The sequence below is a fragment of the Aeoliella mucimassa genome, assembly GCF_007748035.1.
Lineage (GTDB): Bacteria > Planctomycetota > Planctomycetia > Pirellulales > Lacipirellulaceae > Aeoliella > Aeoliella mucimassa.
Window position 1 is genome coordinate 5,594,522 of record NZ_CP036278.1, and the last position, 23,497, is coordinate 5,618,018.

Genomic DNA, 23,497 nt, shown 5'->3' on the forward strand with positions numbered 1-23,497 from the left:
CGTGCTGGCCGCCTCTACAAAAGCTCCGCCCTTTTATTGGGTTGGAGCCGAACTGAAGTCTATAACCGGCGCAGGCGGGATTTCACCGGTAGGGAACGTACCCATCGAAGTTAGTTCGGCGTAACTGCCTGCCTGCTCTGCTTTCGCTTTAAGTTCATCGATTGCAACGATTGAAACGCCTGTGACCAGTTGGTCCAATTGAGCGGAATTTACCGGCCAAAACTTCGCCGTGGTTCTGCCGATCGAGGGGTAGTAGTCGTGCTGTTGACCTTGAGGAGTCATTCCTTCAAGTGAAACTTGAAACATCGACCCTATTGGGTGAGAAAGCTCCACGTTCAGGCAAAATTGAGGCTCCATCGTTCCCTGTGAAGTGGGTAAGGTCTCCAATTCGCAGGCAACGCGAGAAAACGTCACAGTGTCACCGACTGCTTTGCAGTGAGTCCCTGCCAGCTGGCTGACGACCGAGAACTCAAATCCTCGCCGTAACTGCACTGCGCTTGGCTCGGTTGCAGAGTTAATCCACCATACTTTGAGACGTGCTGGGGAACGGGAGTTAGTCACCGAGCCATCGGAAGCGGCCAGGCAGCTCCAGCACTGGGCTGGATAACCAAACGTAGAAGTCCATGCTAGCGGTTGGGAAGCGTGAGAGGACGCATCAGGGTAGTATTCAAGCCAAAGAGTGTCGCAATGAGGAACAGAGAGTGGTGATTTTCCGTCTAAGTCAGAGGACTCAATCGACAACAGTATTTCGGTTGGAGCTTCTGAAGGGGCGCGTCGTTTCAACAGAGTCGCTGTTCCACCTTTGGCGGAGACGGTCGCCGATGTGGCATGGTCCGTATCGGCAATCGAAACACGCCGGAATGCTTCTCCATTCATGCCGGAATACGATTGAAGTAGCAGCGTATCGCCTTCGATAACACTCACAGCGTGCATCCGGTTCTCCGCTTCGATTTGGTATTGTCCTGCGGGAAGTAAGTCGGACTGCACGCGTTCGGTAGGAAGGTTTCGTTTCAGCGTGATCGGCTTCGCAGTCGAGACACTGCCATTCTTAGGTGTGATCGTGATAAGGCGGTTCTTTAATGCTTCGTCGTGGAGCAACCCTTGTAGTGACGACAGTTCGTCCATCACCCACCAACGGCCTGGGGGATTGAGTTGATCGAGTAAGCGAAATGGCTCTGTAGAGTCCGATTGACTTGTCGGAGAGTTGGACATCTCCAATACTTGCAGAGCAATTCCAGTGCCATCCAATGCCAGCGGTAGCACTTGGCTAAGCTCGTGGGGGCTGGTGATTCCGGTTTCTGTCGCCAGACGATTGTCCTCCCCATCCGTCAGCACAACCATCATCTTCTCCCCGTTGAACCCAAATAAGTCTTGGCGGGCGGCAACGATTGCATCGGCCACGGGAGATTCGTTCCATGGTTCGATGTTCGACAGCAAGGAAACAAGTTCGTCGAGCACCTTTGTGTCATTCTGGTCCCAAGCTATCGGGCGCATTAGTCGATGAATGGTCTGTTCTGGCCTGTCGACAGTCTTATTCCGCCCGATTGCTTCTCCAAACACCCAGACACTCACTCGCACACCACTGGGAAGGTCTTGCAGGATGCTCTTAAGTGCTTCGACTGCTTGTTGATACTTGAAAGACTTGCCATCAGAAGTCGGGCCCATACTTCCCGAGGCGTCGACTACGAAAGTTATGGCAAAGTTGGATGCTTTCGAGGCAACAGGAGGACTGCCATCAAGGATCGCCACCGCGGTCGTTCTTGGAGGAGGAAGCTTCACCGAGCGAAAGTGAGGAGTGTTGATCAACGTAGCGTCGAGTGCAACGCGAGCCAGATGTCCACGGAAAAAGGCACGGAGTTCTGCTTGGCTGTTGCTGGAGGGCAGGAAGTCAGCGACTGGCTGGGTGATTGTTCTCTTCAGCACAACGCTACCCTGGGACGTCCGCTTGTTTTCGCCTACAGATACATTCAGTCGCGTTCCGGTGGCAGGTGCACTAAGCGAGAGCCCTGAATCCGCATCTCCCCATACTTGGGCATTTCCTGACTCTACGCCTGAGACTAGCAGTTGGATGCCGATAGGAAGGCTTTCGGATCCTGTGATGTAGATGGGAGAGCCATCATCCGCCGTTCGAATCGTAAAGTCCCAGGGTTGGGCAACAAGCCGTTCCAATGAGTCCAATTGAGGTTCATGGGGATTCCAACCCCGAGCGGCAACAAGATAGGCCTTGGTGGCTTGTCGGTAGTAAGGAGGTGCTGTGTCGGATAACCCATTCCAGCGGCCAATTAAGGTGCGTGTGCCGAGTAGTAGTGCGTAGCGTGCCCGCGATCGTTCTTGTGTTTTACTTGCCCCGACCAGGAAGTCAGGTCTCTCGGAAGTCACAAGTAATTGTTGCATCCGATGATTCAAGTTTACCCATTCTAGTAGGGTCGATCCGGTAAGTTGTTCCGCATTCTGGATGTCGGATACTGTATCCCGCACGCTCGTGGTGCGTGCAAGCATCAATTGCCGCGCCAATTGAATGAGCGAATCTAAATGCGTGCCTGCACGTGTGTTGGCGGGCAATTGCGAAAAAGCGTCAGCAGACTCGGTGGAAAGATATCCGTGTTTGGCTAGCCTCGCCGGGTCGAAAGCGGCTGCCATTAACTGCATCCGACGATGCGTACTTGCTTTGATCGCGTCATTGTCCTCGCTTTGAGCCGTGAGGGATAGACGCTTGTCGTGAGTCGATTGTCGGGCAGCGGAAGCAGGGCGTCGGATCGTAAGCAGTCGCAGCCTCGATTCAACGTCGAGTGTTGGAATCATCAGAGCAGCATCGCAGTTATTCCAGAACACTGGTCCTGTCTTAGCATCGAGGGAGTGTTGCCATTGCTGATACGCCATCACCACTGTTTGGTAGTTGTTGGCGAGTTGAGTGGCAGCGGAAGCGAGATGATGCTCTTCCGCTTGGGTGGAGTTGAGATCGATTGACTCGAGTGGTGTGTTTCGCAAATCATCGATAACCGTGCCCAGCTCGTGAGCAAAATTCCAAGCGGCGATAATCGCCTGCGTAGTCGGCTGGATGTCGTGCTGTGAGTCATCGAGGTCATGCCATACCAGAGACCACCAATCAATATAGCGTGGTAGTGTAAGCATCGCTCGATCGTAGGTCTCACAGGCGGCATAGGCCGTGTCGATTCGTTTTGTAATCGCATCGTATTGTTGGTTCAGGTTAGTGAACTGATCCAATACTTGCTCCTGGTTCAACGGCAATCCAAAGAGCAAGTCCTCAGACAAGCGTCTCTTGCTATCGAGCTCGAGAATCGCAGGCTCCACCCAAGGAAGCACGGCGGATACATGTACTCCCGTCTTTTGGGAACTACGGAGAAGTTGCGATGACTTGCTGCGACAGGAGATCGCAGCGCTCAGCAATGCATCGAAGTCAGCGCTTCGCGAACTGGCTGGAAGGTGCTTCTCGAGCATTGCGATAAAATGGATCGAACTCGGGCGAGGGTTCGTAGGATCCTCGGACAAGCGAATTAATCGAGCCGCTCGATCCAAGTTTGCCGTGGGGCTCTGCTCAACAGCAGTGAGGATGCGTTCGTAAAGCTGGGTACGAAGTCGTTTAGTGTCGATAGTGGGAGCACTTGCCGCCTTCTCCCATTGAGCAGGCAATTGCTGCACTGGAGTCGTCCAGAGTCGGTCGATCCATTGTGCGATTTCTGGGGAAGTGCTTGAGGTACCACGCAGCGGATCCCATGCTAGCTGATGCCGGCTGGCCAGTCGCTCGAGTTGAGTGCGACTTACCATGAGTTGACCTTGAAGCCGCTCGACTGCTTTTCGGTTGCCAGCTTGGGCGAACTCCTCGAGTCGCATTAGTCGATCTAGATGGCTATTCCACAACTGCGGAGCAACCGACTCAGGGCACTGTAATTCGTGCTGGAGTTGTGACACATAGTGCCATTGCTCGGTTATCAAAGAATCCCAAGTGTTGTCGGCTACAGAGGGCTCTTGTGTTTCTTTTGTTTGGGCCAGGCCAAGCTGCATGCTTTGCGCGCGAGTTGTGCCGATATCGCCTGATGGCAGGAGGACTGGTTGTTGGTTGGCGTGGGCGTGGGACTGTGCCCACGAGTTCACCCGATCGCCGACGGTGTTGTAAGCCTCCTCGGCAGTAATCCGCCCGTCGTTATTCGAGTCGACAGCGAGTCCATTAAGCGCGCGACGCAAGTGGTAGCCAAAGCTGGTTCGTTGCTCTGGCTGATTAACCCACGACTTCTCCCCTTCGGAGGAGGAGCATACCACGACTAAATTCGGTATCTCCGCAATACGGGGATCGTATTGTTGCAATGCGGAAGCAAAGGTGTTGGCTGGAACACCCAGACGCCAGACGCCACGCAGCGTGGTGACATCGATTAGCAACAGTTTGTGCTGTTCCTCCGGCAGTTCGGCTAGTGCGGCGAAGAGTCCGTCGAGACGCACCTTATCGCTTTCTTCTCCAAGCCCAACCGCATCGTCAGCAATCAAATAGGGACCATGCTGATCCGCAGCACCATGCATCGAGAGGTATATGATTGCATCGTGACCCTCGGTGGGAGTCAGCGCTCGCTGCCAATCAAATTGGCGAGTCACTCGCAGCGGAGCATCGGGTAACCTGTGAAGATGCCGCCCATAGAAGAATTGCTGATTGTCTACTTCATTCGACTGACAAAGATCCTCCAAGGTATTCCATCCAAAGGCATTGGGTGGAATAGCGAGATTCTGCTCGTAGGAACTTCCCAAGGCAACAATCGCTACAGTTCTCGGTGGGTTGAGCAGTACCGCACCACCAATCCAACAGATGGAGAACAGGGCCAACGCCGCCATGCCAAGTCCAATTGCTCGTCGGCGTCGAACTCGGTACTGCTCTGCGGGCGATAGTGCTTGGAATCGGCGAAGCATAGGAATGGACTAACGCTATGAGGGGACGTGCCAAGGAAGGGCGTTTCTTCAGCACCGAGTGGACATAGGGAGTTGAAATCTAGCTTCCAAACCACTGCTGGCCAGCGGTAACTAACACACTTAACCGTTAGGAACGCTTAATTCGTCACAACCGAGGTAGATCGCAACGTCGTCGAATACTACGTACGAGGTCCATGTTTCCAATCGAGTCGTCATTGAAAGTTGAATCCATCTTCGGGGAGCAGACGATCTTCCAAAGGCATAGCGCCCAGGCACCACGCCATGATCCACGTCGAAACTTATGATCGCAGCCACCGACAACTCGAAGACACGTCCTCTACGACTGAAGTCGAATTGGGGGGATGCGCCGGTTTTGGTGGATGTGCGCGGGACAGAAGCCATCTCCGAGCCCTATCGGTTCGACCTGAGTTTTGTTGCCGAGTCGGACAACCTGAAGTTTTCGGAGTTGCTGGGGACCTCGGCCACGGTGTACGTCGACTTGCCTTCGGGCGAGAGTCGCAAATGGAACGGGGTGATCACTTCGCTGCATCAGGCTGGGCGCGATGAGGAGTTCTGTCACTACACTGCGACACTCGAACCCAGTTTCGCCCTGCTCGGCTTGCAGTCAAACTACCGCATCTTCCAAGATGCCAGCATCGAATCGATCATTCGCGAAGTGTGCGGTGACCTGTCTCTAGATATCTCGCTCACCAAGACGCATCGCGACCGCAACTACTGTGTTCAATATGGGGAGACCGACCTTGCCTTCGTGAGTCGGGTGATGGAAGAGGAAGGCATCTTCTATCTGTTTTCGCACGAAGATGACAGCCACAAGCTGTTGATTCGTGACGATTCTACGCAGCTGAACGATTTCGATGCCCTGGAGAGCGTGCCTTATACGAAGCTTAAAGGGGGAGTGCAGGACGAAGCGTGCATCCAAACATGGGAGAAAACGCAGCGGTTGGTGACCACCTCAGTTTCTTTGCGTGACAGTCACTTTCAAGATGCGGGAGAGACCTTCGAGACGGAGCAATCGATCGGCAAGGATGTTAAACGGACTTACGGCACCGTCGAGCATCCCATCAACGCCGATGAATCCACTCGGCAGGTTGCTCAATATCCAGCTCAATGCGTCGTATGGGCCGACGATGTCGGGGCCGATTTGTCGGTTCGTCAGCAAGTGGCCGATATTCCAGACGCTGCGAAGGAACTAGCCCAGCGGCGAACCACAGCGATACAAAACTCGGCTTTTGATATTCAGTCGAGTAGTAATCAACTGTTACTGGTCGTCGGTGGAAAGTTCACGCTCGACGGGCATTTCAATGCCGACGGAACCTATTTGGTTACCCGTCTGGAACACAAAATCGACCTCGGCATTGGAAAGCAATCTTCGCCGAGCGACTCGCCGCTGAAGTACGCGAATAGCTTTTCCTGCTTGCCTTCGTCGGTGCCGTTCGTACCGACTGCGGGATTCCGGAAGCCGATCGTCACTGGCGTACAGTCTGCGTTTGTCGTTGCCGAGACCGAAGAAGACCAGCTCTACGATAAGTACGGCCGCGTGAAGGTGTGGTTCCCTTGGGATCGACGCGAAGGACCCACGCTGAAGCCGCTCGACGCAGACGATTCCGACGCGCAAGATCAAGACAGTGCCGCCGACGAAAAAGACTCGGCCAAGATCAAGGCATCGCAGCGTTCGTGTTGGTTGCGTGTCGCGCAGGTGTGGGCGGGGCCGCGCTGGGGGGCTTACTTCTGGCCCCGCGCAGGGCACGAAGTGCTGGTGGCCTTCGAACACGGAGATCCCGAGCGTCCGATCGTGGTAGGCAGCGTGTACAACAGCCGCAATATGCCGCCGCTCGACATGCCCGACCAGGCTCACGTTGGCGGTATTCGCTCATCGAGCGTCAAAGGGAACCCCGCTTCCAATTTCAATGGCATTAGCTTCCACGATGAGCTGAAGAACGAGCACCTCGAGCTGCATTCCGAGTCGCACGCGGTACTCATTAGCGAAGAGAGCAACCACAGCTTCGTGCGAGGGACATCGGTGCGCGTGTTTGGCACCATGTATAGCACGCTCTCCAGCGGTGGGGGTGGCGGCCCGGCGGCGGAAGCGGAAGCTCCGCCAGCCGATGAGACCGAAAAGAAGGAAGAGCAACCCGCCGGACAACTGATTAACTCACTCGGCCAAAAATGGGACAAGACCAAAGGTTGGAGTAAGAAATGGCTCGCTGCGAGCTTCGAGGCCGACATCGCCGTCACACTCGGGCATGCGGCGAGCGTGGTCGGCGGGTTCCCACTCGGTACCGTTAGCGAGGTGGTTCAAGGTGGCAAGCTGGGCTTCATTCTTGATCCCTCTGGATGGATCGCCGACGACACGGTTCAGCAGTTGCAAGATCTGATCATCCCGATGGGCGATACGTCGGGGCTGTTCGGGTCGCGGCGTACGCTGCACTATGGTCCATCAACAACCATTCGCCACGGCAGCGAAATCGTGCGGCGGAGCAGCGACGCGTTTGACGCATCGAATCCCCGCACCGCATGGGTCGCTGGCATCGCCTCGGTATCGACGGCCCTGACGCTGCTCGGCTGGCGCCTGCAAAAAGACGACCCCACGGCCTGGGAAAACCTAGTGCGGGCGTTGGGGCCTCGCGGGGCGAGTGGGGTGCTGTTCAATCTGCTTGTCGAGTACGAAAAGGCGTGCGGAGAGTGCGATGCTGGCGAGGAAACGCAGAATGAAGCGTCGAGCCTGACTTCGCAAGCCGACTCACTCGACGCCGATTATCAGAGCTTGATACTCGATTTAGCCTCGGCGTTTACCGAACGGGGCACCGCCTTGTCGTCCACTGGCGAAGCAGATACCGCTACAGCCAACAGCGATGCCAGTGCGGTGGGCGATACCTCCTCGTTTGTGGATTCGACGGAAGACGAAGGGGAGGAGGGGGACGAGTCGGGAGACGAACAGTCCTCCGATTCCAGTGGCCCAAGCGATGACGACGACGGGACCGTGTCGACCGATGATGTCTCGTTTGGCCCCGACGAAGCCAATGTGTACGAGTCGTACGACGGATTGCTATCCACCAGCGCCAGGCATCTTTCGTTTCGGGCACGATCAACCGACGAAGAAGATACGGATGCCTCGTTGATTCATCTCGATGCCCAGGGAGGGGAGGGCAACGACAACGGGGTGGTTGCCATCAACTCCACGGGGCAAGCCACCATGGTGTGTGGGCCAGCCAGCTTGCAAATCCGGCGTAGTAGCGACGTCGGGCAAGTGAGCGTCCGTACTGGCGATCAAGGCTCCATTCAACTCGTCAGTGGCCCCAGCGATAGCGGCAGCAACGCGTCGCTTGATCCCAATACGCTTAAGCTGAACATCGGTGGCGATTCGGGCTCTACTATTTCGATGACTGCCGAAGGTATCAAACTGTCGTTCGGTGGCGGGCCGGGGGCTTCGATCGAGCTGAACTCCTCGGGCATTACCATGGAGTGCGGTAGCAGCAAGTTTGTACTCGCGGCCGCGGAACAATCGACCTCGGCCGAGAGCATCACTCACACGGCCAGTGCTTCGCTCAATCAGAAAGGGGCGATGATCGATATCGAAGCCTCGGCCTCGGCAACCCTGAAGGGTGCCATGACCATGATCAACTAACGAAGGATCCGCAAGGCGATGGGAGTACCTGCCGCAAGAATCACCGATATGCACGTCTGCCCGATGGTAACACCGGGAGTGCCGCCCATTCCGCATGTGGGTGGGCCCGTGATTGGCCCAGGGTGCCCAACCGTTTTGGTGGCCGGCATGCCTGCTGCTTTGCTGGGGGATTCGGCCGTATGCGTCGGCCCCCCCGACACGATTGCGATGGGAAGCTCGACCGTGATCGTTGGTGGTAAGCCAGCCGCGCGGATGGGGGACAGCACCGCGCACGGGGGTAGTATCGTCGTTGGGGCTCCAGCCGTACTGTTTGGATAATCGGAAGCGATGTTGACATCTACAGTCACGATCGATGAACGAAACGCCGCTCAGCAAGAAGAGGCTGAACGCTCGCGCGTGCTGGTCGACCTTGCACAGTGCTGCGACACCTGTCGACGAGTGGCAGGACAATTCACCGACAGCATGTCGGCCGATCAGATGTTCCACCAGTTGGTCGATAGCGAAGCGTGGATTCCCGCGTTGCGATTCGCAGGACATTGGTTGCCGAAGCAAAAATCGATCTGGTGGGCGACCACTTCGGTGTGGGCGCACCTGCGCGAGACAGCGACTCCGGTGGAACTGGCGGTGATCGATTCGGTTACCAATTGGGTGCTAGCGCCCGACGATCAACTGCGGCGACAAATACAGCAAGAAGTTCGTGAACTGCCTCCCGCTGCCCCAGCGACATTGCTCGCTCAGGCCGTATATTGGTCGGGCGGATCGGTCGCACCCCCCGATTGCCCTGCGGTGGAACCTCCCACGTATATCACGGGCCATTTTGCCAGCTGCGCGGTCGTTGCCATCACTTCGGCGAGTGTTCCCCAGCAACGTCAAGCACTGCGATTTGCGGCCGAAACACGCTTCGCCGACTTGCCAGTTCGACCGCAGGAGATGCTATGACGGTCGCCATCCAACCGAAAAGGGAGGTTCACTACCTACCGCAACGGACGATCGATGGTTCCGCCCGCACTTGTGGGGCTGCGGTGCTGGCGATGGCCTATCACACGCTCGGCAAGCCGACGGCCATCGAGGATATCTGGCGCGAGTTGTCGCACGGGTTGGCACCGAATCAGGCCGTTGGTGCTTACAGGCTTGCGTCACATGCAATCCGCTATGGACTCGACGCGGTGGTTCTGCGGGCCGCAGATCCATCTGTCGCCTTGCAAAAAGTATTGCATTCGCAACGTATTGGTATCGTTAATCATCAGCTTAGTGGAACGAATCCTGCTGGGCACTATTCGATTGTCGTCGACGAAACCGAACGTGAGATTGTGATTCATAATCCGGCAACTGCCGCGAATCAATCTGTATCCAGGGAACTGTGGAGAAAGCTGTGGCTAACCACCACCGACCAAAGCGAACACACTGGTGGAGTGATCGTTGCGATTGGCGATGCGACCGCCGCTTGGGAATCGGAAGAACTGCTTTGTCCCCGGTGCAACCAAGTGGTGCCTCTGGCTAGCGACTTAGGAGTATCGATTGCTGAGTGGGATCCCTGTTGGGAATGCCTTTTTTGTCCTCACTGTGATGCTTCGCTACGTACTGGATGGTGAGCGAACCGATCGCAAGGAACGAAGAAATAAAGCCATGAGCAACAATCCGGCCACCGATCAACTTGAATCCGTGTTGGCAAAGCTGACAGGCGATCTGCTGCACGTGTCGCATTCGATGCCCACGACTGCGCTCCGCAACGAGATGTCGCGGTTGGCGACTTCGCTGGAGAAGTGTGTCGGCAGTCTTCACGAAAGTTCCAAGCAGGCGACCGAACAAGTTGCCAAGAAGCGGGAAAAGAACTCCGAGAAGGCGGCCACGAATGCCAAGGCTATTCAGCAAGCGAGAGCGAAGCTGAAGTCGCCCCCCAAGCCCGCACCACCGAATGGGCAACCGAATGCGATCGATGCGAGTCTAGGCGATAAGCTACGAGCGGAACTCCTTTCTCGAGTCGCAACGCCCGTTGTGAAGGTCGCACCACTCGAAGGGGCCCGGTTTGTGATTGAAGACTGGCACTGGGATGAGTCTGCAAGCGGTGGGATGCGGACGTTGCCTTCGTAGGTTCCTCTCGCAATACTCCGGCCGCATTCTCCGCCGGCCAGCACCAGGAAACCCAGCGATTTCGGTCACGGTGCATCGCTTGCTGGCAAGCTCAAGGGAGCGGGCAAGCGTATCGTTCTCGCCTGCGCGTTCGTGGGAAAAACACTCGTGCAAATGTCGCACTTTTCGCTGGAAATTGGCCATCTGTGGTGTTCTAATGGACAGGTGTGTGAGGCTTTCGGCTATCAGCTTTCGGCTGTTGGCTTTTTAGTGATAGGAGGTTGCGAGATGTGATGCATATTTTTTTTAGACGACTGGCGACGCGCAGGCGAATATTCGGTTGCGTGGGCGTTCGCTGCTGCGCGCGTTGGTAAAGCGGTGGTGGGGCTGCGTCGCTGGTGACACGCTCTAAATGGCGAGCTGAGATCTTTCAGTCGCTGGAAGCTCCCTCAAGATGACATCCGCAAGTCAGAAATCATCATTCAGAAATGGCCTTGTTGACTAACTCCACTCGAACTGTGGAAGCCCGAGTTGGGTGAATTGATTGATGATTTTACAGCGCAAGCGGGCTTCCGTTTGTTGGTTTTCGAATACTCGGTTTTTGAGATGGCTCCCAAAGCTTTGTTTCACTCGGTACATGGTCGTTTCCGCCAAGCTTCTACGATGATAGCCCACTTCCTCTTTCCAACTCCTACGCCCCTTGCGTCGAATCTGACGAATTGCCTCGTCCCGGGGCAAAGGCTCCTCCGCAGAGTTGCCATGTTGTTTGATCTTGGCGTTGTGCTGCGGCGGAATCACCGGCTCAATGCCTTCGGATTCCAGCCCTTCATAAACCTTCCACTTGTCGTAACTACCGTCGCCGTGAAACTTTTTTACGGGCTGCTCCACCTGCTCCAGCATTTCGGGAACCGCATCGGCATCGTGGCAACTGTTCTCGGTCAAAATCTCCGCCACAATCTCGCGGGTGTCAGGATTCACCGACAAATGCAGCTTCCGCCATGTCCGCCGCTTCGACTTGCCATGCGTCCGCATCTTCCATTCGCCCTCGCCAAACACTTTCATGCCGGTGCTATCCACCACGATATCGATGTCGCCCCTCTTGTTAGCGATATCGAGCGAAACATTCAGCTTGCTGGCTCGCTTGGCGAGCGAAGAATAATTGGGAATCGCTGCCTCGACGCCCAACATCGCCACCAGCGAGCGGCCGAATCCCTCAGTCTGCCGATAGGGAAGTTTCAGCAGTTCGCGAATCGTCAGCAAGCACTCGATCGCCGTATCGCTGAAGACAAAAGGGCGACCGACTTTTGTCTGGTCGTTAGGATGTTCCCAGTTCTCCAACGCCTCGTCGCTAAACCAAATAGTGATGTTTCCACGCTCGATGAGCGACTTGTTATACTCCTTCCAGTTCGTGACTTTGTAGGTTCGTTTTTCTTTCGTAGCCATGTTCGATCTCCGTAAAAAAGGTACGTGGTTCCATTCCACGTTAGTTTTTACGGAGGTTTGTGACTAATTGTTCAACAAGGCCTTCAGAAATCATAAATCCCAAACTCCCCTGACCCCCGAATCCTGTTTCCTGACTCCTCCTCAAAATAGTTTCCCACCCATGGGAATCTATTTTGGGCAACTATCGCGGAGGTGTTGATGCAACTTACTGCAGGCAAACGACTTGCGATTGATTCCCAGCGGGAAAATAGATTCCCACTCGATGCGTTTTGGGAAATGGGAATCTATTCGAGAGTGAAAACCACTGGTTTTGTAGAGTCGGCGCGGATTCAATTTTCCCATCGGTGGGAAAATTGGGAATCTATTTGCCCAGCAGTGGGAATCTATTCCGAGCGACGCGATTCCTTAGAATCGGACTCGCAATTCGGTTCGCAACCAGGTCTCGCTCCAGCTGCCGCCGGTGAGCGGCATCGACGCACTTGTGCCGAAGTCGACCCGGTCGCAAATGAACAAGCGAAGTCCCGTGGATCCATGCACGTAGTCCCCGCCGCTGGAAGGACGCATGTCACCGCTCGAAGAGTCGGTGAATTGCCCATCCTGGAAATGCCAACCCGTGATTTCGCTGGTGCTGATGATCGGGATCGAGGGATGCGGCTGAAATATCGTGCGGTTGTAGGCAAAGCCGTATCGGAGCAGAGCACCGGCGTAGACGCTATCGCCTCCGAGCGGAATCCATTCAGCCACTTCGGCTTGCAAGTACGACTTGGGAGAGAGTTTAAGCCCTGCGATCAAGGAAGGTTCCAGTGAAGTATGACCGGTTCCCAGACCTTCGCGACTCGATCCTTGCGGAATGTAGGTGCGGAACTGCGAGGCAATTTGCACCAGTTCGGTATCGAACAACAAGGTTTTGGTGCCGATCGACATGTCGCCGAAGCCAGCGAAATGGCCGGTATCGGTATCGAGAGCGCGATAGGTGTACTCGAACCAGATGCCAATGGGGCCGTGAGCCGCTTCGATGGTGTGAGAGAGTTCATCGTAGTCGAGGCCGCGGAACCAACTGTCCGTTACTGGGGTGGGACCCAACCCGGAGCCATCGGCTCTTGCCCAAAAATATTCGGAGCGATCCGGATTCCGCATGTCCTCGGCGAAGTCCCAGCGAAACCGTTGTTGGTTGACTGGTCGCACCGAGTTGGTAAAGAACGCACTGTCTGCGAGTGGAGTCCAGCAGGGTTCATAGCAAGCATCAGGACAGCAGATGCCGCGATAGATGGAGCGAAGGAATCGCCCGTATCGTCCCATGTCTTGGCATTCGTTGCAGAAGTGCGACGACTGCCCGCACTGGGATCCACAACAATTACAGCAACTGAGAGGAGCAAATTCGATGTCCGCCAACCCTGGAATATTCAGCGAACCAGCCGACGATGGTGACGAAGGAGCCACTTCGGGAAGCGGTTCGAACGGACTTGCTAGCGGTGCTGGTACTTCCTCGGTAGTAGGGTAGGGGATCAGCAGAACCGGTTCCTCGTCGTCGGCCTCTACCGGGGTAGCCATATCCTTTGGTGGAGGAGGCAACCTTGCGATTCGGATGGCACCAAGCTCTTCAGCGTGCGTGATTCCCTGCAGGCATAAGCACAGCAATACCACTGGCAACCACCAGAGATTACAGAGCTGGCAAGTAATCGAAGAGAAGCACTTCATAAACGATAGCGATGGAGAACAATCCAAATGGTTGACTGTTGCCTTGACCCCCGTTGGCGCGCAGAACACCCCGGCGGTCGATGGCATTATTCTTAAGAAGTATCGTCCTTCACTGGCGAATAAGTGTGGCAAACTGCCGATACAACGGGTGTAAGTGAAATATCTTGCCCAAACCTCCTGCAATCGCTGCTAGCAGTGCACGCAATCCTATGCAAATAGAGAACAGCAAAGGCATGCATCACCTAACTTGTCTCAACCGATTGAGCTGTTGCGCGCTTGCCGTTGCTCTGCTTACCTCCTGTGGGTGGGCGGAGGAACTGCCGACTGCCGTGCCGGCGGCTGCTGCTGCCGAATCGCCCGGCTTCTATGCGGGAACGATGCAGATGCTTCGCCGATGCCGGCTGCGATGCAAGAACTCCAACGCAGGCAAGATGCTTGCGAACATGGTCGAGCCATTCTCGAAGATGACCGGCGGGATCATTCCGAGTTGCAAGGGGAACGAATTCGATCGGGCGCTGGAGCTTCATGCCAGTGCGCCGGTCGGAGCTAGCCCCGGTGGCGTGCCGGCGCCGCCTCCTCCGCCACCTCCAGCGGTAGCGGCCGCAGCCAAGATCAAGGCCGAGCAACAGCAGGCCGAAATCCGTAAGCAGGCGGTTGCCTACCTGGCGGGAGTGGATTGCCGCTATTACCCTGAGGCCGAAGGGGCTTTGATCGCCTCGCTCCGTGCCGATCGTAGCGAGTGCGTGCGTCTCGAAGCAGCCAAGGTACTGCTGGGTTGCAGCTGTCGTTCGCCTGCTGTGGTGAAAGCATTGACGATCTGCGCGGCCGGATCGGATGCCGATGGTAATCCGGGCGAACAGTCGACGCGTGTACGAATGATGGCATTGCAGGCCCTGCAGTGTTGCCAAACGTGCGACGATACGGAGTTGGTACCAACCACTCCGCCTGAACAGCCTTTGGGTTCGACGCAAGGATCGCAGGACGCGCAGCAGGTTAGCTTCGAGCAGACTACGACGGTTCGTCCCGTGGAGCTTCCCCCGGTACCCGCTCAGCGAGGTGGATCGCTAAGCGAGTTGTGGGGAAGATCGGCCGACTAAGCTCTCCCGTAGAGGGGGAGCTTCGGTGCGTTAGTCTTCGTACTCAACCGTGGCCATGCCGACGTCGATGTACTGACCACCTTGAGTTTGATGGCAATGCACACTAATCACGTTGCCCGTTGGTTTGAGCGTCGCGAGGGCTTCGGGAGCGATGGTTAGGTTCTCGTACGAGGTGGAATAGCCGCTGTTGCGACGAGCCAGAACCCCGTTCAGATACACCTCCGCGTCTTCGTCATGATGCATGTGTAGCTTGAGTTCAGGCGATACTTCGTCGAGATCAAACGTACGACGCAACCAGATATCGGAGGTATTCCAGGTAGTTCCCACGTAGGCGTTCGGAGTATCCCGAGTGCCGAAGCCGGAGCGACCTACACGCCATTGGCTATCGTCGAAATCAGCATCCATCCAATTATCGGCGGGCTTTTGCGTGGTGTAGTGCCATTTCACGGGAGTGCTGTCGGCACTGGCCGTTTTCAGTGTTACCTTGGGAGGCTTCGGCATGTCGGCGTAGCCGCTCGCTTTGGTTTGGTCGCGAGAAGCGTACTTCTGCCAGACATCGCCCTGGTAGAGCATTTGCAGGAACACGCCACCCACGACAGGACGGGCGGTGAAGCCAACCTTCTTGCCCGACTTGGTTTCGTACCAGTCGGTCATCGGAGCACGATTGGGAGTTTCGTTTAAGAATCGATGGACAGGAGCAACAAGCGTTTCGAAGTCGTCTTGATTCTGTGTGAGAGTGGCCGTCCAGAGGATCCAGTCGAGTTTGGTGTACTCACGACGATTGTCCAATGGGAGACCGTACTTATTTTGCACCTGCTTGTAATAGTCCATTTCCGAGCGAAGCACGTCTTGCGGGAAGAGGTTCAAGCCGAGAATCTGATCCCAAACCAGGTTGTACTTTTGACTCCAAGTGTCGGGGCGGTCGAAGGCCAGGCGGTAGTGATCTCCGTCTTTCGCCGCTTCCACCCACTGCTCGGCGTACTGCTCGGCGATCTGGCGGTACTCGTCGGCCTTGGCCGAATCGCCCCGCAGTTCGCAGAGTTGAGCGAAAGCTCCGAGGCCGCAGATGGCTTTGGCCGAGAGATTCACGTTATGGGCCATGTGGCCAGCAAAGTCGTCAGTGCAAAGTTGGTTTTCGGGGTCGAAACCGGTTTCCTTCAGGTACTCAGCCCACTGTTCCAGCTTGGCCCAGTACTTGTCGGCGAACTCGGTGTTGCCATCCAGCTTGGCGATGGTTGCCATGAGGATGAGCATGTTGCCCGACTCTTCGACCGGCATCTGGTTCTCTTCGGTGCGCTCACCACCGCCGTACACCTGGCCGTTGGCCTTGGGGTAGGTGCCGAGATCATGTGGAGCAAAGTCGAAGTTCCAGCGTGGGCTGTTCGCGTATTCCATAAATGGGGCGACGAACGACTTCGCCAGCGACGGGCCAAACAGGATGAACTGCGGCGACATTGGGTAGAACACATCGGAAGTCGCAATGCAGCCGTTCGAATGGTTTTCTTTGCTGAATTGAATCGGCTGGCCGTTTGCATCGGCAGCAAACTTGCCAGCGGCAAAGCACTGACGATAAGCCAACGCGGCGATATCGGCGTACTGCGATCCACCAGCGGCCTTCAGGTCGGCCATCAATTCTTGGTCGAACTTCTCACAGCGAGCCATGAGCTTTGCGTAGTCTTGCAGCGACTCCTTCACCAGGCCGTCACCGTCGAGGCCATTGCGACGCCAGTAAGGCCGCAGCGGATGACGCATGAATTCAATGGAGTAGATGTCGTCGTAGGCCAAGAGCAGCCACTGCTTGGTCGGCGACTTGCCAACCTTGATCGGCTGGAAGCAAAGAGACAGAGCAGCCCGACCGCCGGCGATTTCACCGTCGAACGACTCCGGCTGTTCACCGGAAAGAGGCTTGCCAACTTGTCGCATGGTAGAAATGGCAGTCGAAGCGATTTGCGATTGCTCTGCGGCCAGATAGAAGTATCCCCAGTCGATTCGCAGGTCGTCCCCTCGGCGTCCGAGGATGTCTTGGCTAACAGAGCCTACGGTCAGGCCGGCAGCTCCTTCGATCTCGATTGGCTTCGCCTTGACCATTTGGTTCTGCGTATTGACGGCAATCTCGCCCGAACCAGCGAACAGCAGCTGAGCTTCGTGTTCCTTGTCGTCGGTCGCCTTCGCTTCATAAGTGACGAACGTAATGGGGCGAGAGAGCAGGTCGATATCCTCAGGCAGCGCGGGAGTCGTGAAGCTCAGGGTGACTTCGACCCCTGCTCCAGCGAGCGTAAACACGCTGGTGGTGGGCAATACTTGTTGCGAGGTTTGCTTGAACGCGGGGAGTCTCTCGGGCGTGTCGCCAAGCAGGCGGTACACTTTGCCATCGACCTTGATCAGGCTTACCAGCCGGTGCGACTTGCCAGTCCAGTGAGTGGTGTCGGTGTCGACAATCGACTTGCCTTGGGACCAGATACTGAAATAGGGATCGCATGCCACCAGCGGGTAGGCTGGTGGAGTCCATTCCTGCTGGACGCTTTCTTGAGCAAAGCAGGGCAGGGTACTGTAACAAACGAGGGTAAGGCTCAGAAGAACTGCCTGGTTGAACGAGCGGGCAAACATGTGGTAGCTGGCTTTCACGGTAGGGACTTCAATGAAACTCGTGGCCAAGAGAACAGACTGGCCACGGTGTGGTTGCCGCCTGAGAGCAGCAACTCGTCGAATCTCTTACTTCGATTTTAGATCGAATCGTACGTCGGTGGTACCGCTAGCGGGGACAGAAAGCGTGAGCTTTTGCCCATTTGTGTACTCTGAACCAAGCATTTCCTTGCGGACTACCACCGGTTGGTTTTGACTATTCATGTCTTCAAGTTTGGTAATCACCGTAACTCGATGTTCTCCCACCACCGCTCCGTCGATCACCTGCTTGTTTGGAGTAATCGAAACCAGGGAAAAATGCCCCGATTGGTCGGTCACGCCCCGCGAGGTGGGGGCTGCCCCTTCGACTTCCACCGAGTCACAAGAAAGCACGATCTGAGCTTTCGCAATCGGTTTGTTGTCGACAGTAAGCACCCCCTCCACGGGGGCGTATCTCAGTTCGTTGTTGCTGCAACCTGAAAGCACCAGGAGACCTAGCCCGATGATCAGGGTCGAAAGTCGCTGCATGAGAGAGAATCCAAGCTTTGGGAGGACGGGAATAGACGGGCGAGACGTGGGAGGTTTATCTGTCGGGAACGGTCGACGTGGTGTCAGTAGCTGCGCCCACCTCACCGCCGCGAATCGTGGCCAGTGCTTGCCAGACCAGACGATCGGTATCGACCCCTAAGCTATCGACGTGACCATCGGCATAGACGCACTGCAGGACGTCGCCTGCGTGCAACGAAGCAACGCCTTCTTCGCATAGCCAGTGAGGGCTGATGCCCAGACTGCTGCAAGCGGTGAAGTCGGTGAGCCCGAACATTGCTGCGTGAAGGTCTTGGGTGATGAACGCGGTGCTGAGCGAAGCAAAAGCCGCGGGGGCCGACCAGCTTGCGTGATAAATGTTGTTGCTAGGATTGCTCGCCTTGTAGGAACGCGTGACGTGCCATTCGGTAATGGCGACAGTCGACGAGGTGCCGTCGGTCACGCTGCGTAGCTTTACCGGATGCACGCCTGCTGGCTCGTAAACCACGGTGAGAACGCCACGCTTTTCTTTTCCACGATCGTCTTTCACCAGTGTCGTGGAACTGTTGTTACCGATGTTGATCACATCGTAAACGCGACCCCACGACGTGGTGCCGGCAGCGCCACCACTGAGCCCCTTGTACGAGGAACGAGGAAATGGGGTACCGCTGTAATTCTCCGGACCAGGGTCGCTGGGACAGAGAAACATTGGCAGCTCTTGCTGCAGGAACTGTCGATTCACCGTATCGCTGATCGAGCGGGTGTCGTCCAGGTTGTCGAAGATTTGCCCTTGCTCGGTGTAGGGACCAATGGCAATGGACCACGTGTACTTCAGGTCGACAAACGCGGTGCCCGAGGCAACGCGGGGCTTGCCAGTGCCGGGGTCCTGAAATACCTCCACGCCCGGCGGCATGGAACCTTTCGCCGATTCGTAATTCAGCATGCCCAAGCCGAACTGCTTGAGGTTATTGGAGCACTGAATGCGACGAGCCGCTTCGCGGGCGGATTGTACTGCCGGTAACAGTAGCGCGACTAGGATGCCGATGATGGCAATCACGACCAGCAGCTCAACGAGCGTGAATCCGAAAGCTCGCTTAGGGTTGTTCTTCGGGAGGTTGAGAAGATGCGTCATTCTATGTCCCTTCGGTTATCGCAGCATCGAGGACAAGCTCCTTCGCTTCGTCCATGAAGTGCTTGTGTTTTACTGTCGACGACAGACTAGTACGTCGTCCCGGAAGTCATTTCCTATAGAGTTCAGGGAAGACGCGTTTGGCGTCTTTTCGATGGAAGGTCCAATTGATTTTGATTTTCTTCCGATTGCGGTCGCGTGAACAGTGGGAGAGTTCGCTTTGAACCTTGTCGAGCGAAGCCAACCGACGTCCCAGGCATTGTCGCTGTATGGCCGAGATTTCGATCTCGGCCATGTTGAGCCAACTGGCATGCTTGGGGGTAAAATGCCACACAATCCGCTCCAGCATTGGCCGAGCCGCCTCCTCGCCAAAGGTTTCGATCAACGACTTCTCGTTGTGCGTGTTGAGGTTGTCCATCACCAGATGAACCCGCTCTGCGTCGGGATAGCGCTTCAAGAGGTCGCGGACGAACCGGGCGAAGTCGGCTCGCTTGCGGTGACGCTTGGCCTGAACGAATCGCTTGCCCGCCTTCGGCTCGACCGCCACGAACACGCTGCAGGTTCCGCAGCGGCGGTACTCGTAGTCCTGCTTCGCGATCTTGCCGGGTGCCGCGGGCTCGGGCGGCCGCGCGTCGTCGACCCTCTGATAGGGCTGCTCGTCGAGGCAGACGACCGGCTCGTTCGGGTCGAGCGGCTTCTCGTACTGCTCGAGGACGTCCTCCATCCGCTCACAGAACTCGTCGTTCAGCTTGGGCACGCACCAAGTTTTTTTCGCCACGGCTTCAGGTCGTGTTCCTTGAGCCACAGCGAGACCTCCGTCACGCTGAGCGAATCGACGAAGCCTTCCTTCACCGCGTGCTCGCACAACAATTCCAGCGTCCAGCGAGCCCGTCCCTCGGGCGGCTCGCTGCACGCCAGGGCGATTACCTGTTGCTGCTGCCGCTTGGTGAACTCTGGGGGGCGGCCCGAGCGAGGCGCATCGTACACCGCCCGCTGGACGCCCTCTTCGCAGAACCGCTTTCGGACGGCTCGGACGTTGCGCGTCGTGCAGCCCACATGCTCGGCGATCTCTTCGTCGGTGCATCCCGAGTCCGATTTCAATAATATCTGGCAGCGACGCACCACTTGCGCCGCGCGGGCGCCTGAGCGTGCTAGCTGCTCCAAACCTCCACGGGCCTGGTGGTCCAGGCAAACAATGTGCTTTTTCATTCCGCAGCATATAGCAGCGGAATGGATTTCAGGAAAGACGTACTAGTCCTGCAGCGAGGCCCAAACCAACGATCCACAAGATCGAAGGCTCTGGCACTGCGGTGTTGGACGGCAAGGTAGCCATTCCAGGAGCGGCGATGCCAAAATTCGCTTTCCATACACTGTAGTCAGCTGCATCTACGGTTCCGTCGCCGGTGGCATCGCCTTGCGAGAGACTGGCCCCAGTACGGCCAAGGTTGTCGCGCCACACGGTGTAGTCAGCGAGATTCACCATGCCATCGCCATTGAAGTCGGGCAGCAGGTAATCGACGTACTCCACGAATCCGGTGTAGGCATTGCCATCGGTGTCGTAGAACGTCAGGCTTACGTCGCGCGAATCCAAAGCGGTGTCGTAGATCGCTCCCAGCGAGGCGGCCGTGGCAGCGCTGGCAATGGTGGATGAACCACCGATATACGATTCGCTAAGAAGCGAGGGAGTCTGAACGCCGTTGACTTCCCAGCCGGCGCCGAATTCGGTGCCATCCGGGTATCCAGCAGCTGCTTGAAGGCCGGTGAAGTTACCATCGACGAGCCCCATGCCAGGGCTGCTGATCTCGTAGAAGTCCAGCGTGTTGGCGTTGTCGCCACCTGCGATGGAGACGATACCGGTCGTAGTGTTCACAACCAGTTGCAGCGTGTTGATGCTGGCGTCGGTTACCGATTCGATCGACAGGTTGTCGAACGATACCCCGGATCCATCGCGAGCATCGAGGCCGATGTAGTTGGCTGAATCGTCGGTCCAGCGGAAGACCCCCGAACCTTGCGAAGTGCCATCGAAGAAGACCTCGTAGGCGATGTCTTGTCCGGCATCAAAGCTGGTGGTAGCAAACTTAGCGGTAATCGTACCCGTACTGGCTCCAACGTTCAGACCTTGCACGGTTCCGGTGTTGCTGCCCCAGACGAGCGTTTGGTTCGAGCGTAATACGACCCAGAAATCACTGACGATGAAGTCTTGAACTCCTGCTCCGATGGGAGTGAAGTCGTTCAAGCCGCTAGTCATCACTGGAGAGTCTTGTTCACCGCGGTACGCATCTTCAGGACTGAGCGCTTCGGCTTGGGTCATGCCAAGGGCAAAGCCGCCGCCGTGTTGGTTGAGGCCCGAGTTGTTGATGATGCTGGTCACGTCGACCGACACGCTGAAGCCACCATCGCTAAGTATCGCTGCATCGGTGAAATTGTGATTGATAAAGGCACTCGATGTGCCAGCTCCCACAGCGAGTTGTAACTCGTTCGCGAGCACCTGGGCGCCGCCGCCGTTGGTTGCATCGCCATCCTGAGGACCAGGGTCATTCGCGGGATCGATGTAAGCGTGAGTGTATACGTTGTCGGCCGACAACGAAGACAGCACGGATCCGCTCATGCCGGTGGTGGAGATATCAATATTTCGACTGTCTGCACGGTCGAAGGAATCGGCGAATAAGCTGACTGCTTGTGCTTGTTCACCCGAACCTATGGCAATTAAGGCCAATGCTACCATCGCAATCCAGTTGGTGTTGCGAGATTTGCGGTAGAGCATAACGCCCGACAAGCACCCCAGCAGCAGGGCCACGGTTGTGGGTTCAGGAACGGAAGTGCCAGCGACTAGTGCGGCGAACGAACCTTCTCCTTGATCGGCTTCGTAAAGCGTCTTGAATCGACGGAAGTCGAGTTGGTCGACTCTGCCATCATTGTTGAGATCGCCATTCAGATAGCGCTCAAAAAGCGACAGTGCCGAAACGTCAGAGATGAGATTGTCGCGAACTGTCGGCCAATCGAGCGCGTCGACTTCGCCGTTGTGGTTGTAATCGCCGAGCGTAAGCGACTCGCCATCGTTGCCGGTGTAGACGACCACCACGGGAACGGTCATGCCATTCTCGTCGCGTACCTCAATCGTCAGATCTTCGTAGGGACTTGGTACCCAGATGTTGCCAAAGTCGATGGAATCGTTCGAAGTTCCATTAGCTCCTAGGGAGTAGGCTCCGAGAGTTCCTTCGGAGATATCCGTGGGGTAAGTAGCGCTCTCATCGGTGAGCGAGAACCAGGTGTCGTTGGTATCCAGTCCTTGCGATTCGATCGTGGACCACTGGCTCTGGTCGAAACCACCGGTCTCGGTACGAATGGAATAAATGACCAACGATTGTTGTGACGAAGGATCTTGATTGGTAAGGGTGACGTTTCCGGTGTCGCGATTCACGGTAAGCGTTGGCAGTGGTGGCGGTTCCTTGCTTTCGACCACAAGGTTGTCGAAGCCAACGTAGCTGCCGTGGCGGGCGTCGAATCCAATATAGTTTTCGTCGGCGCCGGTCCACTGGAAGGTACCGGTGTCGATGAGCGATTCCTCGAAGTAAAGCCGATAGATTGCCTCGGAGCCGTCGTTGAAGTCCGACACGGTGAAATCGGCACGCAGAGTGCCGGTTTGTTGTCCCACGTTCAAACTGCCTAGATGGCCAGGGCCGAACACGCCGGCGTTGCCTGGGAAGTTGTGGCCTTTGGTGCCCCACTGAAGCAGGTTGTCGGCTCGCAGCATCACCCAGAAATCGCTGACGGCCACGTCCGATTCCTGGTTGCTACCATCCTGCAAACCATCCTGAATCTTGAAATCCGATTCGCCATCGGCGGTGTTGCCGTTTTGTGCATCGCCGGTGCTTAGCACTTCGTCGAGACTCATGCCGATGCCGAAGCCCCCGCCGTGCCCCGCGCTCGAGGTGACACCACCGTAGCCAGTGATGTCCATCGAAATGCTGAATCCGCCATCGGTGAGAATGGCAGAGTCGATGAAGTTGTGATTCACAAAGGCGTTCGAAGTGCCTGCACCTACCGCCAAGTGCATTTCACCCGAGGCAATCGAAGCACCACCCCCGTTCGCGGCGACTCCGTCGGGAACGCCGGGTTGATTGGGGTCGACATGGCCGTGCCCGTAAACGCCAGCGGCGAAGGCATCGCCGGTGTTATTGGTGATGCCGGTGAGTTCTCCGTTCAAGTCGTTCGCATCCGTACGGTTGAATGTGTCGGAGAACAACACGACTGCATTCGCGTGGTTCGCACTGATCGCCAGTACGGCAACTACCGCAACAGCGAAGGTTGAAAGTGATTTACTCGTGCGGGTCATTTTCGGTAATCCTCTGC

15 protein-coding genes are annotated in these 23,497 nt (G+C 56.4%); 6 read left to right on the forward strand and 9 right to left on the reverse strand.

All coding sequences use genetic code 11. The annotated features are described in order from the left end of the window. Window positions 1–33: 33 nt before the first annotated feature. Window positions 34–4,839 (reverse strand): vWA domain-containing protein, encoded by a 4,806-nt coding sequence (locus Pan181_RS21980; RefSeq protein ID WP_231943667.1) that lies wholly within the window; start codon window positions 4,837–4,839, stop codon window positions 34–36. Window positions 4,840–5,215: 376 nt separating this feature from the next. Between Pan181_RS21980 and Pan181_RS21985 the strand changes: the two genes are divergently transcribed. From Pan181_RS21985 to Pan181_RS22005, 5 genes are all read left to right on the forward strand, one after another. After that, window positions 5,216–8,560 carry a type VI secretion system Vgr family protein gene (locus Pan181_RS21985; protein WP_145250216.1) on the forward strand — a complete coding sequence of 1,115 codons (3,345 nt, stop codon included), beginning with the start codon at window positions 5,216–5,218 and terminating at the stop codon, window positions 8,558–8,560. Window positions 8,561–8,623: 63 nt separating this feature from the next. After that, a complete protein-coding gene (locus Pan181_RS26695) occupies window positions 8,624–8,878 on the forward strand; it encodes a PAAR domain-containing protein (RefSeq protein WP_261342260.1) in 255 nt (84 codons plus the stop codon). 9 nt (window positions 8,879–8,887) lie between these two features. Next, a complete protein-coding gene (locus Pan181_RS21995) occupies window positions 8,888–9,499 on the forward strand; it encodes a DUF6931 family protein (RefSeq protein WP_145250221.1) in 612 nt (203 codons plus the stop codon). Continuing rightward, complete coding sequence (locus tag Pan181_RS22000) at window positions 9,496–10,152, forward strand: cysteine peptidase family C39 domain-containing protein (RefSeq protein ID WP_145250224.1); 657 nt, start codon at window positions 9,496–9,498, stop codon at window positions 10,150–10,152. Before Pan181_RS21995 ends, Pan181_RS22000 begins: the two co-directional genes overlap by 4 nt. A 34-nt stretch (window positions 10,153–10,186) precedes the next feature. After that, a complete protein-coding gene (locus Pan181_RS22005; RefSeq protein ID WP_145250227.1) occupies window positions 10,187–10,651 on the forward strand; it encodes a hypothetical protein in 465 nt (154 codons plus the stop codon). Between the two features lie 480 nt (window positions 10,652–11,131). Here Pan181_RS22005 and Pan181_RS22010 read toward each other — a convergent pair whose 3' ends face one another. Together Pan181_RS22010 and Pan181_RS22015 are read right to left on the reverse strand one after the other, a co-directional pair. Further along, on the reverse strand, window positions 11,132–12,073 hold the full coding sequence (locus tag Pan181_RS22010; RefSeq protein ID WP_145244898.1) for an IS5 family transposase: 942 nt from the start codon (window positions 12,071–12,073) through the stop codon (window positions 11,132–11,134). A 405-nt stretch (window positions 12,074–12,478) separates the two neighbouring features. Next, on the reverse strand, window positions 12,479–13,624 hold the full coding sequence (locus Pan181_RS22015; protein WP_145250230.1) for a hypothetical protein: 1,146 nt from the start codon (window positions 13,622–13,624) through the stop codon (window positions 12,479–12,481). A gap of 356 nt (window positions 13,625–13,980) precedes the next feature. Here Pan181_RS22015 and Pan181_RS22020 point away from each other — a divergent pair, with 356 nt between their 5' ends. After that, entirely contained in the window at window positions 13,981–14,868 is an 888-nt protein-coding gene (locus Pan181_RS22020) for a hypothetical protein (RefSeq protein WP_145250233.1), read from the forward strand. Between the two features lie 30 nt (window positions 14,869–14,898). Here the strand turns inward: Pan181_RS22020 and Pan181_RS22025 are convergent, their stop codons facing one another. From Pan181_RS22025 to Pan181_RS22050, 6 genes are all read right to left on the reverse strand, one after another. Further along, window positions 14,899–17,493 (reverse strand): glutaminase family protein, encoded by a 2,595-nt coding sequence (locus Pan181_RS22025; protein ID WP_231943669.1) that lies wholly within the window; start codon window positions 17,491–17,493, stop codon window positions 14,899–14,901. Window positions 17,494–17,580: 87 nt separating this feature from the next. Next, window positions 17,581–18,018 carry a transthyretin-like family protein gene (locus Pan181_RS22030; RefSeq protein ID WP_145250263.1) on the reverse strand — a complete coding sequence of 146 codons (438 nt, stop codon included), beginning with the start codon at window positions 18,016–18,018 and terminating at the stop codon, window positions 17,581–17,583. 55 nt (window positions 18,019–18,073) lie between these two features. Next, window positions 18,074–19,147, reverse strand: coding sequence for a DUF1559 domain-containing protein (locus Pan181_RS22035; RefSeq protein ID WP_145250266.1), 1,074 nt, complete (start codon window positions 19,145–19,147; stop codon window positions 18,074–18,076). Window positions 19,148–19,253: 106 nt separating this feature from the next. Beyond that, a complete protein-coding gene (locus Pan181_RS22040) occupies window positions 19,254–19,901 on the reverse strand; it encodes an IS630 family transposase (RefSeq protein WP_145244957.1) in 648 nt (215 codons plus the stop codon). Beyond that, a complete protein-coding gene (locus Pan181_RS22045; RefSeq protein ID WP_145244956.1) occupies window positions 19,889–20,353 on the reverse strand; it encodes a helix-turn-helix domain-containing protein in 465 nt (154 codons plus the stop codon). The genes Pan181_RS22040 and Pan181_RS22045 overlap by 13 nt, the downstream gene beginning before the upstream one ends. Before the next feature lie 28 nt (window positions 20,354–20,381). Then, window positions 20,382–23,480, reverse strand: coding sequence for a dockerin type I domain-containing protein (locus Pan181_RS22050; RefSeq protein WP_197528592.1), 3,099 nt, complete (start codon window positions 23,478–23,480; stop codon window positions 20,382–20,384). Between the last annotated feature and the right edge of the window lie 17 nt (window positions 23,481–23,497).